The following is a 14,979-nucleotide window of genomic DNA, read 5'->3' as shown; positions in this document are numbered from 1 at the left end:
ACCGGTGCGGCGCCGGTCCGTGACACACAACATCTCCGCAACACCCGGCGAAGCCCGCCCCCAAGTCGCCCACGACACCGGTCCAGTCCGAGAAGACCCTCAAAACCGGGTCGGCGGCCCAGACCAGCCCCGAAGAACAGCCCCACATAGGGTGGTCTCGACAAGCTCGACCACCGGAGCATCACCGGGCCGTGACGCACAGGTCCCCGCAACTGTCAGCGCTCGGTGTCGTACCAGGTACGCAGCCGGGCGATGATCGCGTCCATGGAGCCGTCCTGGAACGCGCGCCCGAAGACCCCGTCGTTGAACCGCTCGCCTCGCACGTAGACGGTCGCCAGCCGCGCCGCATCGGCGACCGGCGCCCCTGCGAGACGAGCAGGCTCGGTGCGCAGCGGGTTGCCGCTCATCCATTTCATCCAATCGGCGTTCGCGCTCGGGAGCGCGACGTAGAGCTGCCACAGCCGGTCGCTGTATCTCGGGTACGGCCACTGGATCACGCCGTCCTCGTTCTTCTCGCCGCCGCCCCAGGTGAACTCCCGGTCCTCGGTCGTCAGACCGTCGGCGAGCTCGAAGAGCTCACGCCACTTCTCCTCCGGCACGCGCCGCAGCTCGTCCTCGACCTCGGCATCCGACGGATCGAGGGCCTCGAGTGCGCGGTCGAAGGTGTCGTACGCCTTCTGGTCGAAGAGCACGAGGCGCACCTCGTCGACGGAGGTCGAGGCGCGGGCGAGGGTCCACAGCGAGACGTACGCGGCCTCCTCGAGCGGGTAGCGGTAGACGCCGGTCGAGATCGCCGGCAACGCCACCGTGCGCGCCCCGAGCTCGTCGGCGACCCGGAGCGACTCACGGAAGCACGAGGCCAGCGGACCGATGTTGTCCTGACCGTCGGTGAACACCGGGCCGACCGTGTGGATCACCCACTTCGCGGGCAGGTTCCCTGCCGTCGTCGCGACCGCCTGACCCACCGGCAGTCCGCCGCCGAGATGACCCGCCCGCAGCCGACGGCACTCCTCCAGGATCGCCGGGCCGCCACGCCGGTGGATCGCCCCGTCCACCCCTCCCCCGCCCAGCAGCGAGGAGTTGGCGGCGTTCACGACCGCGTCGACGTGCTGATCGGTGATGTCCCCACGTACGACCGTGATCCTCATCCGCTCAATCTAGCGACCCGCGCTCGGGCCACCCAGGCTGCCGGGCCGCGTGCGACCGCAACCCCCACAGCCAGCGAGGCGAGGACGCCCAGCCACCCCAGTCCGGCGGCCTCGAGGCCGGGATAGACCTGCCAGTGGACGAGATAGATCCACAGCGAGGAGGCGGCGAGGACGGCGGCCGGACGAGCCAGCGGCCAGGGCAGCAGGACCGGCCACGGGGCCAGCAGGACGATGATGCCGAGGGCGACCGTGGCCTCGCGGACGGGATCGCCGAAGAAGCCGTACGTCGCGACCGCGGCCGTCGCCGCGACGAGCACACGCTGCCACGGTCTCCGTGCCTCGGCCGCCGCCCACCCCAGCGCCAGGCACCACAGGACACAGCCGATCGTGTAGCGCTCGGTCGCCCCGGCCTCGAGGCCGACCCACAGATACCGGATCGCGAGGGTCCCGCCGACGACGGCGAGAGCCGCCCCGAACCGATGAGCCCGCTGCCACCGGTCGACGACGGGCACCAGAAGCAGGAGCGCGAGCCCGGCGAACGACCAGGTGATGACCTCCAGGAACCACAGCTGCCAGTCACGGGTCCACTCGTCGCTGCCGAGGGCCTGGTTGAGCCCGAGCGCGGTCGGCCAGTGGTAGCGGTCGCTGACCAGGGCCACCGCGCCGACCCAGAGCCCCGCCGGGAGCGCGACCGCAGCGGCGCCCCGGAGCAGCCGACGGGCGCGCAGCACCCGTGTCGGAGCGGTGAGCCCGAAGCGGGCCAGGTTGAAGCCGGCCACGGCCAGCAGGATGTGCGCGCCGCCGAGAAGAGTCCACACGTCCGCGTGGCTGCCCACGATCGCGACGATCGCGGCGGCACGCAGCAGCACCGGGATCTCGACGGGCCGCAGCCATCGCCGGGGGCTCCGCGCACCCGCGGCGAGCTCGGCGATGCTCCGGTGCTGCCAGCGGGCCGGCAGGGTACCGAGCCGCTCGCCGAGCTGGGTGGCGATCTCGACGAAGGAGAGCGAGTCGCCGCCGAGCGAGACGAAGCTGTCGGCCACGGTCGCGTCGGGCCGCCGCAGCACCGCCGCATAGACCGTACGCAGCGCCTCGGCGTCCGCACCCCCGGCCTCGCCCTCGCCGAGGGCCCCGTCCGGCGCCCCGGCCGCCTCCGCCAGGCTCGCCCAGGCGTTCAGCGTGGCGTAGTCGACCTTCCCGTTCGGCGTACGCGGCACCTCGTCGATCCGGTGCACCTGGACCGCAGCGCGCGGCAGCGCCACGATCCCGTCCACGAGCTCCGGCAACCGGTCGGCGGACTCGTGATCGTCGGTGAACAGGTGCAGGCGGTCACCGGGAGCGACGACCCGCACGGACCCGGACCCGAGCTCGGACTCGATCCGGTCGAGGTCGATGCGCAGCCCGAGGATCTTGCCGAACCGGCTGCGCCGGCCGGTGATCTCCCACAGTCCGTCGTCGGCCTGACGGGCGAGGTCGCCGGTGCGGAGCTCGGTGAGCTCGGGTCCGCGGGCGAGATCGGCGACGCTCTCCGCGTACCCCATCATCACGTTCGGGCCGGTGTAGACCAGCTCGCCGACGCCCTCCTCGAGACCCTCGACGGGATCGAGGCGGAAGTGGCCGCCGGGGATCGGGATGCCGATCGCCTCGGGCCGGCTCGCGGCCAGGTCCGGCGGGAGATAGGCCATCCGGGCGGTCGCCTCGGTCTGGCCGTACATCACGACCAGGTCCCAGCCACGAGACTCCCCCAGAGCCGCATAGCGACGGACGGTCTCGGGCGGCATCTTGCCGCCGGCCTGGGTGATGTAGCGCAGCGACGGCAGCGAGCGCTCGGCGAAGCCCGAGGTGTCGAGCAGGTCGAAGGTGTAGGGAACCCCGGCGAACGACGTGGCTCCGTGACGCGCCGCGACGTCCCAGAAGCAGTCGTCGGCGACCGAGAGGTCGGTCAGGATCACCGCGGCGCCGGCGCTCAGGTGGGAGTTGAGCACCGAGAGGCCGTAGCAGTAGTGCAGCGGCAGCGAGCTCATCGCCCGGTCGGCGGAGGTGAGCCCGAGGTAGGCCGCGATGCCGGCCGCGTTGGCGGCCAGGTTGTCCCGCGAGAGCCTGACCAGCTTCGGCGACCCGGTCGAGCCCGAGGTCGAGAGCAGCAGCGCCAGGTCCGGATGGATCTCGATCCCGCCCTCGAACGCCTCCCGATAGCGTGTTCGCAGCTCGCCGTGCTCGCCTCCCGGCGGGGTCAGCAGCACCGGACGGCGCGCGGCGAGCGCGGCCAGGTAGCCGATCACCGAGTCCAGGTCGTTGCCTGCCTCGAGCAGCACGACCCCGTCGGAGCCGCGGTGGGCGGCCTCCCGGTCGAGCACCGCCTGCTCCAGCTCCGCATAGGTCAGCGTGGTCTCGGCGGTGATCACCGCCGGGTCCCCCGGGCGCCCGTTCAGGAGCAGATGGGCACCGGCGGTGATCGCCGAGCTCATCGACCGTCCCCGGCATAGCCGACCAGCGGCCCGACGACCTCCAGGGCGACGGTGGCGCCGATGTCGGGGATGCCGGTCCCCGGGACTCGGGCGGTCACGCGTACGTCATCGCTCACCCGCACCCGGATGGTGGCGTCGTGGCCGAAGAAGGAGACCTCCTCGACGACGCCCTTGGTGCCGGAGGTGGCATCGGCCGAGACCTGCACCTGCTCCGCCCGGACGACCAGCGTCACCGGCCCGGCGGGCTGCGCCGTGAGGAGCGCGACCTCCCCCAGCGGTGACTCGACCCGGCCGTCGACGACCTCACCGGAGAGCAGCGTGGCCGAGCCGAGGAAGGCGGCGACTGCGGGGTGCTCCGGGGTCAGGTAGACCTCGGCCGAGGAGCCGACCTGCAGGAACCGCCCCGAGGCCATCACGGCCACCTGGTCGGCCAGCGAGAGCGCCTCGCCCTGGTCGTGGGTGACCAGCAGCGCTGCCGCGCCGGCGGTACGCAGCGCCCGCACGACCGCGCGACCGGACTCCTCCCGCAGCCCCGCGTCCAGTGAGGAGAAGGGCTCGTCGAGGAGCACCAGGCGGGGCCGGGGCGCGAGCGCGCGAGCCACCGCGACCCGCTGCTGCTGGCCGCCGGAGAGCTCGTGGGGATGCCGCTCGGCGAGCTCGGCGGGCAGCTCGAGCAGCCTCAGCAGCTCGGCCACCCGAGCCTGCCGCTCCGCCCGGGACACCGAGCTGCCGAGCCCGAAGGCGATGTTGCCGCCGACGTCGAGGTGCGGGAAGAGCGCGCCCTCCTGCGGGACGTACCCGACCCCGCGCCGACGTGGCGCCAGCCCGGCCACGGAGCGTCCGCCGATCCGGATCTCCCCGGCGCTCGGGGTGATGAACCCGGCCACGCACCGCAGCAGCGTCGTCTTGCCGCAGCCCGAGGCCCCGAGCACGGCGGTCACCCCGCCCTCGACCGTCAGGTCGAGCCCGTCCAGGACCTGCCGGCCCCCGTGTCCGGCACGGAGCCCGCTCACCTGCAACGCTGTCGTCATCGTGCCTCTCCTCTCGACGAGCGACCCAGCAGGATCGTCGCCGGCATCGCGAGCAGCACCAGCGCCAGCGCGTAGGGCGCCGCGGCGCCGTAGGCGACCGAGGACGCCTCGCTCCAGAACTCGGTGGCCAGTGTCGTGGTCCCGATCGGGGCCAGCAGCAGGGTCGCGGTCAGCTCCGTGGAGACCGCGAGCGCGACCATCGCGGTCGCCGTCGCCAGCCCGGGCAGCAGCAGCGGCAGGGTCACCCGCCGCATCGCCCCGGCCCGGCTCAGCCCCAGGCTGAGCGCGACCTCCTCCAGCCGCGGCGGCACCAGCTCCAGCACCGCGCGCACGGCGACGAGCGCGCGTGGCAGGAACAGGATGACGTACGCCACCACGAGCAGCGGCAGCGTCTGGTAGAGCCACGGCAGCCAGCCGATGGCGACGGTGACCAGGGCGAGGGCCACGACCACGCCGGGCAGCGCGCTGGTGACGTACGCGATCCGCTCGACGCCCAGAGACCAGCGGTTCCGGCGGCGTACGGCCTCCCAGACGACCGGAAGAGCGGCGGCGGTCGCGACGACACCGGCGACCGCGGCCAGCGCGACGCTGGTGCCGGCGGCCGGCAGCAGACTGGCCAGGTCGAGCTCGGCCGAGGCACCCCGGACCAGCCAGCGCACCAGGCTCGCCGCGGGCAGACCGACGGCCAGCGCGACGAAGGCCGCGAGCGCGACGACGACCGGCACGGTCACCCGTCCCAGTCGCAGCCGGGTCGCCGGGCGGGCGGTGCCGCTGCCGACGCGGGCGCGCCGGGCCGGCCCCCTGGCCAGCATCTCCAGGGCCAGCAGGCCGAGGCAGGCGACCAGCAGCACCCCGGCCAGCAGGGTGGCGGCCGGACCGTTGAAGGCGGCGCCGTACTGCTGCAGGATCGCGGTCGTCAGGGTCGGATAGTTGAGCAGCTGGAGGGCGCCGTACTCGGCCAGCAGGTGCAGGCCGACCAGCAGCGCACCACCGAGCACCGCCGGCGCGACGGTGGGCAGCACCACGCGGAGGAACACCTCCCGCGGCCGCTTCCCGAGCGACGCCGCCACCTCCTCCAGCGACGGGTCGAGGCGGCGCAGCGCCGCCACCGCGGGCAGGTAGACCAGCGGATAGTAGGAGAGCGAGACGACCAGGACGGCCCCGAGGTAGGACTGGACCGCGTGGGTCGTCGCGACCCAGGCGTAGCCGTTGACGAAGGCCGGGATGGCCAGCGGCGCGCACAGCGCCCCGTGCCACCAGCCGGCGAGCGGCAGCGAGGTCCGCTCGACGAGCCAGGCGCCGGAGACCCCGAACACCACCGAGAGCCCGACCCCGCCGACCAGCAGCCGGCCGGTGTTCCACAGCAGCTCGCCGATCCGCGGGCGGACCAGGAAGTCGTAGGCCTCGGCCGGCCCCAGCGAGGCAGTCGACCACAGGACGTACGCCACCGGCAGCAGGCAGGCGGCAGCGATGGCGCCGGCCAGCGCCGGCATCAGCCACCTCCCGGAGGGGGCGACCGGAAACGTGCCGAGATGCACGCTGCTCAGAGGAAGCCGACTTCCGTCATGAGGTCGACCACCGCGTCGCTGTCGAGGTCGGAGACCGCGACGGCAGGCGGGTCGAGCTCGGCGAACGGCTTGACCGGCGGGTCGAGCTGCACGTCAGGGTTGAGCGGGTACTCCAGCGCGTAGCTGTCCGCCAGCCCCTGCTGGCCGGTCTTGCCGGTGAGGTAGCCGACGAACTTCTCGGCGTCGGTCTTGTGCTCGGCCGAGGCCAGCACACCCGCGCCGGAGACGCTGACGAAGGCGCCGGGGTCCTGGTTGCCGAAGAAGTGGAGCTTCGAGTGGTCGCTGACGTCACCGGACTCGGCCTGGTCGCGATACCAGTAGTAGTGGTAGATGACACCGACCGGCACCTTGCCGGCGTTGACCGACTCGAGCACGACGTTGTTGCCGTCGTAGACGGTGCCGTTGGCCTTGAGCCCCTCCAGCCACGTCTTCGTGGCCGCCTCGCCCTCGGTGGCCAGGACGCCGGCGACGATCGCCTGGAAGTCGGCGCCGGTCGGCGAGAAGGAGATTTTGCCCTTCCACTCCGGCTTCGCCAGGTCGAGCAGCGAGGCGGGCAGCTCGGCCTCGGTGATCTCGTCGGTGTTGTAGACCAGCACGGTGGAGCGGGCCACGAAGCCGGTCCAGGCGTTGCTCGCCGGCCGGTACTGCTCCGGGATCGGCGCGGTCACGTCGTCCGGCAGCGTGGCCAGCAGGCCCTCACGCTCGACCGCGGCCATCGCCGGCGAGTTCTCGGTGAGGAAGACGTCGGCCGGTGACTTCTTGCCCTCCGCGACCAGCTGGGCGGCGAGCTCGAGGTCGGACCCGTTGCGCAGCTCGACGTCGATCCCGGTCTCCTTCTCGAACGCCGGCACCAGCTCCTCCATCAGCTGCTCGTGCTGGGCGTTGTAGACGACGAGCGCGTCGCCGGAGGAGCAGGAGGTCAGCGTCGTCCCGAGGAGGGCGACACCGACCGAGACCACGACAGCAGAGAGAGGCTTCACAGCCATCCTTTCGACGAGTAAGGCAAACCAAACCTTAGAAAGGTTTACCTAAGAACGCGAACAACGGCCCGAGCACGGGCGTGCATCGGTTCTGCCGATGCATTACGCCAAAAGGATTCGTTTGCCAGAGGAACCTCACGGTCACGACCATGGTGGGGCGCCTCACACCTTTGGAGAATGAACCATGCCAGACCAGCCAGTCGTCGAGAAGCACACCATCGGCTACGTCCCACCCGAGGACCGCCATGGCAAGGTGCGCGACCTCTTCACCCTGTGGTTCGGGACGAACATCGCTCCCCTGCCCGTCGTCACCGGTGCCGCCGGCGTCACCGTCTTCGGTCTCGACCTCTTCTGGTGCGTCGTCGCCATCGTCGTCGGCCACCTCGTCGGTGGCGTCTTCATGGCGCTGCACTCGGCCCAGGGCCCGCAGATGGGCATCCCGCAGATGATCCAGAGCCGCGGCCAGTTCGGCTCCTTCGGCGCACTGATCGTCGTGGTGATCGCGGCCGTGATGTACCTGGCGTTCTTCGCCTCCAACATCGTCCTGGCCGGCCAGTCGCTGCACGGCATCGCCGACCCGATCCCGGTCGAGGCGGGCATCGTCCTCGGCGCGCTCGGCTCGGGGCTGATCGCGGTGATCGGCTACAAGGTGATCCACTCGCTCAACAAGGTCGCCACGTGGGTCCTCGGCATCGGCATCGTGCTCGGCACCGTCGCCATCTTCGTCTCCGGCCTGCCTGCCGGCTTCTGGACGCAGGGCGGCTACAGCACCGCCGGCTTCCTCGCCACCGTCTCGCTGGGTGCCCTGTGGCAGATCGCCTTCGCCCCGTACGTCTCAGACTACTCGCGCTACCTGCCGGCCGGCGTCGGGGTGCGGGCGACCTTCAACGCCACCTACCTCGGCTGCACCCTCGGTTCGATCCTGCCGTTCACCTTCGGTGCGATCGTCGCGCTGGCGATGAAGCCGGGCATCGAGGTCATGACCGGCGTCCGCGACACCACCGGCGCCTTCGGCACCCCGCTGCTGGTGCTGTTCCTCCTCTCGGTGATCAGCCACAACGCGCTCAACCTCTACGGCACCGTGCTCTCGATCATCACCTGCGTGCAGACCTTCGTCGCCACCTGGATCCCGACCGCCCGCAGCCGCGTGGTGCTGTCGCTGCTCGTGATGGCCGCCTCGACGTACTTCGCCATCGGGGTCTCGGGCAACTTCATCTCGCATTTCGTCGACATCGTGCTCGCGCTGCTCGTCGTGCTGGTGCCGTGGACCGCGATCAACCTGATCGACTTCTACCTGATCCACCGCGGCAACTACGACCTCGACTCGATCTTCGCGGCCGACGGTGGCATCTACGGCCGCTTCAACGGCCAGGCGATCCTCGCCTACGTCATCGGCATCATCGTCCAGATCCCGTTCATGGCCACCCCGCTCTACACCGGACCGGTCGCGGACAGGCTCGACGGCGCCGACCTGAGCTGGATCATCGGCCTGGTCGCCACCGCTCCGATCTACTACCTGCTCGCGCGTGGCCGCAAGCTCGCCCCGAGCGAGCTGGCGGTCGCCTGAACCACCCGGCCCGTTCGGCGGGGAGGTCGCGTCAGCGGCCTTCCCGCCGTCGCGCTGCCCGGCCGGAGGAGCGGACGAACGCCTGGGCGCGGGCGGTGAGGCGCACGCCCTTCATCGAGGCCAGCACGACCTCGAGAGGCTCGACCGGGTCACTGATCTCCAGGGTGACGATCTCCGCACCGTCGTACGTCGTGTGGCTGGCGGGGCGCTGGTTGAGCACCGACCACCCCTGGCCGTTCGCGACCATCGCCCGGACGGTCTCGAAGCCGGCGCTGCGGTGGCGGATCTGCGGGCGGAAGCCGGCCGACTCGACGAGGCGCTCGAAGTACTGGCCGCTGTGCGGCAGGTCGAGGAGCACCATCGGCTCCTCCTCCAGCTCGGCGAGGGCGACCTTCTTGCGGCGGGCCAGCCGGTGGCCCTTGCCGACGAGGACGTACGGCGCCGCGAGGCCGACCCGGACGTGGTCGATGTCGTCGTCGAGGTCGTAGCCGTACATCAGCGCCAGCTCGCAGCGGCCCGAGCGCAGCGCGTGCTTCAGCGCGGCGTGCTCGTCCTCGACCACGGAGACGTGGATGCCGGGGTTGTCCTGCTCGCTGGCGGCCAGCAGCCGCGGCAGCTCGAACGGGCCCAGGGTGGTGAAGCAGCCGATGGTGAGGTCGCCGACGAGCGCCTGTCCTGCGGAGCGGGCGACCTCGACCAGCTCGCTGGTGTGCACGAGATAGCTGCGCAGCTCGCGGTAGAACTCCTCGCCGGCCGCCGTCAGGGTCAGGCCGCGTGCGTGGTGGCGGAGAAGGAGCTGGACACCCAGCTCCTTCTCCAGCTGCGCGACGGCCGTCGAGACGGCCGACTGCGAGACCACGAGCTGCCGCGACGCGGCGGTCATGGAGCCCAGCTCCGCAGCCGCGGCGAAGTAGCGCAGCTGGGTCAGGGTGAAGGACGGCTCGGCCATACGGGCCATCCTGCCGGAACTCACTCCCGGTTCGCCCCGATCGCGCCGTCCACGCCGGTCGCGTCGAGGTTGGCGAGCGTCTCGGGGCGCAGCAGCGCGTCAAGGACGGCCGGGTCGAGGCCTCCGGCGGCGAGCGCGAGGTCGCGCACCGCTCCCGCGCCGGCGAGCGCCGCCTTGGCGATCTCCGCGGACCTCGCGTAGCCGAGCAGCGGGGTCAGCGCGGTGGCCAGGCCGGCGTTGGTGGCGGCCGCCGCGGCGAGCTTCGCGGCGTCGACGGTGATCCCGTCGACGCACAGCTCCCGCAGCGAGTCGAAGGCCGCGGCGGTCCAAGTGAAGCCCTGGAGCAGCCCGTGGGCCATCACCGGCTCGAACGCGTTGAGCTGGAGCTGGCCGCCCTCGGCCGCCATCGTGACGGTGACGTCGTTGCCGACCACCCAGAACGCGACCTGGTTGACCATCTCCGGGATGACCGGGTTGACCTTGCCGGGCATGATGCTCGACCCGGCCTGGCGGGCGGGGAGCCGGAGCTCGCCCAGACCGGCCTGCGGACCCGAGCTGAGCAGCCGCAGGTCGTTGCAGATCTTGGAGGCCTTGACGACGATCCGCTTCAGCACGCTGGAGACCTGCACGAATGCGCCGGTGTCGCTGGTCGCCTCGACGAGGTCGCCGGCGCCGACGACCGGCAGCCCGGTGATCTCGGCGAGGTGCTGGACGGCGAGCCGCGGATAGTCGGGATGTGCGGTGATCCCGGTGCCGATCGCGGTCGCGCCGAGGTTGATCTCGCACAGCAGCACCCGCGAGTCGGCCAGCCGGGCCAGCTCCTCGCGCAGCGTGGTGGCGAAGGCACCGAGCTCCTGGCCGACCGTCATCGGGACGGCGTCCTGGAGCTGCGTACGTCCGATCTTGGGGACGGCGCGGAACTCGGTCGCCTTGCGGGCGAAGGAGTCGGCGAGGGCCTCGGTCGACTCGGCCAGACGGTCGATCGCGCCGACGAGCGCGAGGCGTACGGCGGTCGGGTAGACGTCGTTGGTGGACTGGCAGCGGTTGACGTGGTCGAGCGGGTGGATCTCGTCGTAGCTGCCGAACGGCAGGCCGAGGATCTCCAGGGCCCGGTTGGCGACGACCTCGTTGGCGTTCATGTTGGTCGAGGTGCCGGCACCGCCCTGGATCACGTCGACGACGAACTGGTCGTCGAGCGCTCCGTCGCGGACGTCCTGCGCGGCGGCCGCGATGGCGGCGTGGCGGCGGTCGTCGAGGAGGCCGAGCTCGTGGTTGGCGTGCGCCGCGGCGAGCTTGACCGCGCCGAGGGCGGCGACGAGCGAGCGGTGGCTGCCGACGGTCGTGCCGCTGACCGGGAAGTTCCGCATCGCCCGGGCGGTGTGGACTCCCCAGTAGGCGGTGGCCGGCACCTCGAACGCACCGAGCGAGTCGTGCTCGACGCGGGTGGCCGGGGCGTCGATCGCGGTCATCGGGTGGTCGCCTCCTCGGCGACGTCGAGCGCGGTCCAGGCCAGCGCGGTGGCGGCGTCGAGGAGCGCCTTCTCGGCGTCCCCGCCGACGCAGTGCGCGGCGAACTCGGGCTGGTGGTTGAGGGCGGTGCCGGAGTTGATGCCGACATAGGGGTGGATCGCCGGGACGACCTGGGAGACGTTCCCCATGTCGGTGGAGGCCCGGTTCATCCGGCGTGCCGGCGTGCCCGGGTCGAAGACCCGGCCGATCTCCTCGGCATTGCGCCGGTACGCCGCCAGCGCGGGCGCGAAGGGGCGGAACTCGGCGTACGGCTTGCTCTCCGGCTCGACGGTGAGCGTCGCACCGGTGGCGAGGGCGCCGGCCTCGAAGCAGCGCCAGACCTTCTCCTCGGTCTCGGCGAGCTGGGCGAGGCTCTCGGCGCGGACGTACCAGCGGCCCTCGGTGCGTGCCGGGATCGCGTTGGGCGCCTCTCCCCCGTTGGTCATCACGCCGTGCACCCGGACCGTCGGCGGGAGCTGCTGGCGGAGCAGGCCGATCGCGACCTGGGCGATGGTGAAGGCGTCGGCGGCGTTGACGCCCTGCTCGGGATAGGCGGCGGCGTGGGCGGCCTTGCCCTGATATTCGACGTGCGAGTGCGAGACCGCGAAGGGCTCCGCCTCGGCCACGTCGACGGGCGCGGGGTGGGCCATCATGGCCAGGTCGAGACCGGCGAACGCGCCGCGCTCGAGCAGCTCGATCTTGCCACCGCCGCCCTCTTCTGCGGGGGTGCCGTAGACCTCGATGGTCAGGCCGGCCGCGTCGGCGAGCGGCGCGAGCGCGCGGGCGGCGCCGACGGTGATCGCGGAGATCAGGTTGTGGCCGCAGGCGTGGCCGAGACCGGGGAGCGCGTCGTACTCGGCGCAGAGACCGAGCCGGAACGGGCCGCTGCCGAAGGTGGCCAGGAACGCGGTCTCCAGGCCGAGGTAGGCCGGGGTCACGGTGAACCCGGCCTCCTCGAGCGACTCCGCGACCCAGCGGGAGGAGTTGTGCTCCTGCCAGCCGATCTCGGGGTGGGCGTGGAGCTGCTCGGAGAGCCGGATGAGGCGCTCGGCGTCGCTGCTGACGGTGGCGGCGGCGTCCTGCTTCGCGGTGGGCATCACTCGTCCCCGGGGACGCCGTAGGACGGTGCGGTGGTCGGGTCGAGACCGCGGGTCACGTAGTCGTCGCGCTGCGGCAGCCAGACCTTCAGCAGGTCGCGGAGCTCCTCGATCGGACGGTCGCTCCAGTCGACGCGGAGGTCGGTGACCCGCCACGCGACCTCGCGTACGACGGACAGGCCCGCCGAGCGCACGGGGCCGGCCTCGCCGCCCGCCGCCTGACCAGCCTCGAGCCCGGCGAGCAGCCGCTCCTCGAGCTCTCCGGTCGCCGCCTCGAAGCCCGCGACGACGGCGTCGACGACCTCGGTGCCGGCCAGCAGGTTGCCGGCGGCGACGACCCGCGGCGCGACCACGTGGTGGTGGACGCCGAGAGACCCGGACCCGCTGTACGCCGCACCGGCTCCGTCGAGACCGAGCACGGTCAGCTGGCGGTGCTCGATGTGCTCGCGGTCCTGGGTGACTGCCGCCAGAGCGGCCCGGGCGTCGAGCCCCGAGGCGAGCGCGTCGAGCAGGTCGGTGCCCAGACGCGGGTCGGTGATGTTCTGCGACGAGGCACCGCCGACGCCGGGCCGCAGGTGGACGCAGCGCGCGGCGACCGCCGGGCTGGAGGAGGTGACGGCCATGCCGACGGCGCCCTTGCCGTCGGTGGCGAGGACGGAGAAGGTCACTTCGACGCCTCCGGGATCACGGCGATCGCGTCGACCTCGACCAGCCACTCCGGACGGGCCAGGGCGGAGATCACCAGACCGGTGGAGATCGGGTGCACGCCCTTCGTCCAGCGGCCGATGGTCCGGTAGACGACCTCGCGGTAGCGCGGGTCGACGATGTAGATCGTGAGCTTGACCAGGTGCTCCATCTCGGCACCGGCCTCCTCGAGCAGCATCTTGATGTTGGCCATCGCCTGCTCGGTCTGCGCCTCGACGTCGCCGATACCGACCGACTCGCTGGTGTCCAGGTTCTGCCCGATCTGGCCGCGCACGTAGACGGTGTTGCCCGCGACGACGGCCTGGCACAGGTCGTTGTCGAGGTTCTGCTCGGGATACGTGACGCTGGTGTTGAACGGGCGGATCCGGGTGTGTCCGCCGACGACGATGCTGCTCTTGTTGGTCTCCACGACGTCCAGTTCACCTCGTCCCGGAGCATGTGTCCAACAGATGTTTCCAAGGACTATCGTCAATGAAACAGATGCAATGGCGGTCGTGACGGTTGCATCAGTCAATCCGATGGATAAGGCCAACAACATCTGTTGGACACGACCAAGCGCGACGCCTGAGGATTTCGGTATGGCAAACGAAGACATCGAGGTCCTCGTCGTCGGCGCAGGTCAGGCCGGGGTGGCGATGAGCGAGCACCTGAGCGACAACGGCGTACCCCACCTCGTGCTGGAACGTGACCGGATCGCCGAGCGCTGGCGCACCATGCGCTGGGACTCGCTCGTCGCGAACGGCCCCGCGTGGCACGACCGGTTCCCGGGCCTGGAATTCCAGGACGTCGACGCGGACGCGTTCGCCACCAAGGACCAGGTCGCCGCCTACTTCGAGGCGTACGCCGAGAAGATCGCCGCTCCGATCAGGACCGGCGTCGAGGTCACCTCGGTGACCCGCAACGAGGGCCGTCCGGGCTTCCGGGTCGAGACCTCCGACGGCGTCATCGATGCCCGCTTCGTCGTCGCCGCGACCGGCCCGTTCCAGAAGCCCGTCTACCCGCCGATCATCCCCGACGGCGCGGTCCGGCTGCAGATGCACTCGAGCGACTACCGCAACCCCGACCAGCTTCCCGAGGGCAACGTCCTGGTCGTCGGCGCCGGCTCCTCCGGCGTCCAGATCGCCGACGAGCTGCAGCGCTCCGGCCGCCAGGTCCACCTCTCCGTCGGCCCGCACGACCGTCCCCCGCGCAGCTACCGCGGCCGCGACTTCTGCTGGTGGCTCGGCGTCCTCAACCTCTGGGACCTGGAGACCCCGCCGGCCGGCGCGGAGCACGTCACGATCGCCGTCAGCGGCGCCCGCGGCGGTCACACCGTCGACTTCCGCGACCTCGAGGCCGGCGGGATCCAGCTCGTCGGCATGACCGACCGGTTCGACGCCGGCACGCTCACCTTCCGTGAGGACCTCGCCGAGAACATCGCCCGGGGCGACGCCAGCTACCTCGCCCTCCTCGACGCCGCCGACGAGTACGTCACCCGCAACGGCATCGACCTACCCGAGGAGCCCTCGGCCCGCGACCTCGGCCCCGCCCCTTCAGCGGCGACCACCCCCCTGCTCTCCCTCGACCTGGCCGAGGCCGGCATCACCACGGTGATCTGGGCGACCGGCTTCGCCACCGACTACAGCTGGCTGAAGGTCGACGCGCTCGACGAGAACGGCCGCCCGGCCCACCGCCGCGGCGTCTCCACCGAGCCCGGTGTCTACTTCGTCGGCCTCCCCTGGCTCTCCCGCCGTGGCTCGAGCTTCATCTGGGGTGTCTGGCACGACGCCAAGCACGTCGCCGGCCACATCGCGACGCAGCGGAGCTACGCGGCGCACGACCGTCAGGCTCGGGGGTGACCGCGCGCGGCTGATCCACGGCGCACAGCCGCACCGGTCGGAGGCCCGGATCCCGCAAGGGGTGCGGGCCTTCGGCACGTCCCGGCGAGCGACCGGAGCTGGACTCCATCTGAGAGACTT

The 14,979-nt window shown here is 71.7% G+C and carries 12 protein-coding genes and 1 pseudogene; 2 read left to right on the top strand and 11 right to left on the bottom strand.

From position 1 onward, the window contains the following. Nucleotides 1-215: 215 nt before the first annotated feature. The 6 genes and pseudogenes from UG56_RS28805 to UG56_RS07630 form a co-directional block, all read right to left on the bottom strand. Complete coding sequence (locus tag UG56_RS28805) at nt 216-599, bottom strand: DUF6508 domain-containing protein (RefSeq protein WP_256206491.1); 384 nt, start codon at nt 597-599, stop codon at nt 216-218. Nucleotides 600-647: 48 nt separating this feature from the next. Further along, nucleotides 648-1,148, bottom strand: a pseudogene (locus UG56_RS28800) (O-acetyl-ADP-ribose deacetylase); the annotation flags it as partial. Beyond that, nucleotides 1,145-3,616, bottom strand: a complete 2,472-nt coding sequence (locus tag UG56_RS07645) for an AMP-binding protein (protein ID WP_071326942.1) — start codon at nt 3,614-3,616, stop codon at nt 1,145-1,147. The pseudogene UG56_RS28800 and the gene UG56_RS07645, both read right to left, overlap by 4 nt. Further along, a complete protein-coding gene (locus UG56_RS07640; RefSeq protein ID WP_052694256.1) occupies nt 3,613-4,647 on the bottom strand; it encodes an ABC transporter ATP-binding protein in 1,035 nt (344 codons plus the stop codon). The genes UG56_RS07645 and UG56_RS07640 overlap by 4 nt, the downstream gene beginning before the upstream one ends. Next, nucleotides 4,644-6,185, bottom strand: a complete 1,542-nt coding sequence (locus tag UG56_RS07635) for an ABC transporter permease (RefSeq protein WP_256206488.1) — start codon at nt 6,183-6,185, stop codon at nt 4,644-4,646. Before UG56_RS07635 ends, UG56_RS07640 begins: the two co-directional genes overlap by 4 nt. 5 nt (nt 6,186-6,190) lie before the next feature. Then, nucleotides 6,191-7,201, bottom strand: a complete 1,011-nt coding sequence (locus UG56_RS07630; RefSeq protein ID WP_045551924.1) for an iron ABC transporter substrate-binding protein — start codon at nt 7,199-7,201, stop codon at nt 6,191-6,193. A gap of 178 nt (nt 7,202-7,379) precedes the next feature. Here UG56_RS07630 and UG56_RS07625 point away from each other — a divergent pair, with 178 nt between their 5' ends. Continuing rightward, on the top strand, nt 7,380-8,762 hold the full coding sequence (locus tag UG56_RS07625; RefSeq protein WP_045551923.1) for a purine-cytosine permease family protein: 1,383 nt from the start codon (nt 7,380-7,382) through the stop codon (nt 8,760-8,762). A gap of 31 nt (nt 8,763-8,793) precedes the next feature. On the opposite strand, the gene UG56_RS07620 is transcribed toward UG56_RS07625, so the two are convergent. The 5 genes from UG56_RS07620 to UG56_RS07600 are packed head-to-tail and all read right to left on the bottom strand — an operon-like array spanning nt 8,794 to nt 13,430. Continuing rightward, nucleotides 8,794-9,711 (bottom strand): LysR family transcriptional regulator, encoded by a 918-nt coding sequence (locus tag UG56_RS07620; RefSeq protein ID WP_045551922.1) that lies wholly within the window; start codon nt 9,709-9,711, stop codon nt 8,794-8,796. 20 nt (nt 9,712-9,731) lie between these two features. Beyond that, on the bottom strand, nt 9,732-11,180 hold the full coding sequence (locus tag UG56_RS07615) for an aspartate ammonia-lyase (RefSeq protein ID WP_071326940.1): 1,449 nt from the start codon (nt 11,178-11,180) through the stop codon (nt 9,732-9,734). After that, on the bottom strand, nt 11,177-12,316 hold the full coding sequence (locus UG56_RS07610; protein WP_045551741.1) for a M20 family metallopeptidase: 1,140 nt from the start codon (nt 12,314-12,316) through the stop codon (nt 11,177-11,179). The genes UG56_RS07615 and UG56_RS07610 overlap by 4 nt, the downstream gene beginning before the upstream one ends. Then, nucleotides 12,316-12,984, bottom strand: a complete 669-nt coding sequence (locus tag UG56_RS07605) for a DUF1028 domain-containing protein (protein ID WP_045551742.1) — start codon at nt 12,982-12,984, stop codon at nt 12,316-12,318. The genes UG56_RS07610 and UG56_RS07605 overlap by 1 nt, the downstream gene beginning before the upstream one ends. Continuing rightward, a complete protein-coding gene (locus UG56_RS07600; RefSeq protein WP_008361594.1) occupies nt 12,981-13,430 on the bottom strand; it encodes a RidA family protein in 450 nt (149 codons plus the stop codon). The genes UG56_RS07605 and UG56_RS07600 overlap by 4 nt, the downstream gene beginning before the upstream one ends. 169 nt (nt 13,431-13,599) lie before the next feature. Here UG56_RS07600 and UG56_RS07595 point away from each other — a divergent pair, with 169 nt between their 5' ends. Further along, on the top strand, nt 13,600-14,859 hold the full coding sequence (locus UG56_RS07595; protein ID WP_045551743.1) for a flavin-containing monooxygenase: 1,260 nt from the start codon (nt 13,600-13,602) through the stop codon (nt 14,857-14,859). Nucleotides 14,860-14,979: the final 120 nt, after the last annotated feature.

Source organism: Nocardioides luteus, assembly GCF_000960475.2.
GTDB lineage: Bacteria > Actinomycetota > Actinomycetes > Propionibacteriales > Nocardioidaceae > Nocardioides > Nocardioides luteus_A.
The sequence above is the reverse complement of the archived record's forward strand: the minus strand, read 5'-3'. Positions and strand labels throughout refer to the sequence as shown.

Excerpts from the sequence above, each read along its gene's own strand:
- UG56_RS07645 (WP_071326942.1), bottom strand. The coding sequence starts at position 3,616 with ATGAGCTCGGCGATCACCGCCGGTGCCCATCTGCTCCTGAACGGGCGC.
- UG56_RS07625 (WP_045551923.1), top strand. The coding sequence starts at position 7,380 with ATGCCAGACCAGCCAGTCGTCGAGAAGCACACCATCGGCTACGTCCCA.
- UG56_RS07595 (WP_045551743.1), top strand. The coding sequence starts at position 13,600 with ATGGCAAACGAAGACATCGAGGTCCTCGTCGTCGGCGCAGGTCAGGCC.
- UG56_RS07620 (WP_045551922.1), bottom strand. The coding sequence starts at position 9,711 with ATGGCCGAGCCGTCCTTCACCCTGACCCAGCTGCGCTACTTCGCCGCG.
- UG56_RS07610 (WP_045551741.1), bottom strand. The coding sequence starts at position 12,316 with ATGCCCACCGCGAAGCAGGACGCCGCCGCCACCGTCAGCAGCGACGCC.
- UG56_RS07630 (WP_045551924.1), bottom strand. The coding sequence starts at position 7,201 with ATGGCTGTGAAGCCTCTCTCTGCTGTCGTGGTCTCGGTCGGTGTCGCC.
- UG56_RS07615 (WP_071326940.1), bottom strand. The coding sequence starts at position 11,180 with ATGACCGCGATCGACGCCCCGGCCACCCGCGTCGAGCACGACTCGCTC.
- UG56_RS07640 (WP_052694256.1), bottom strand. The coding sequence starts at position 4,647 with ATGACGACAGCGTTGCAGGTGAGCGGGCTCCGTGCCGGACACGGGGGC.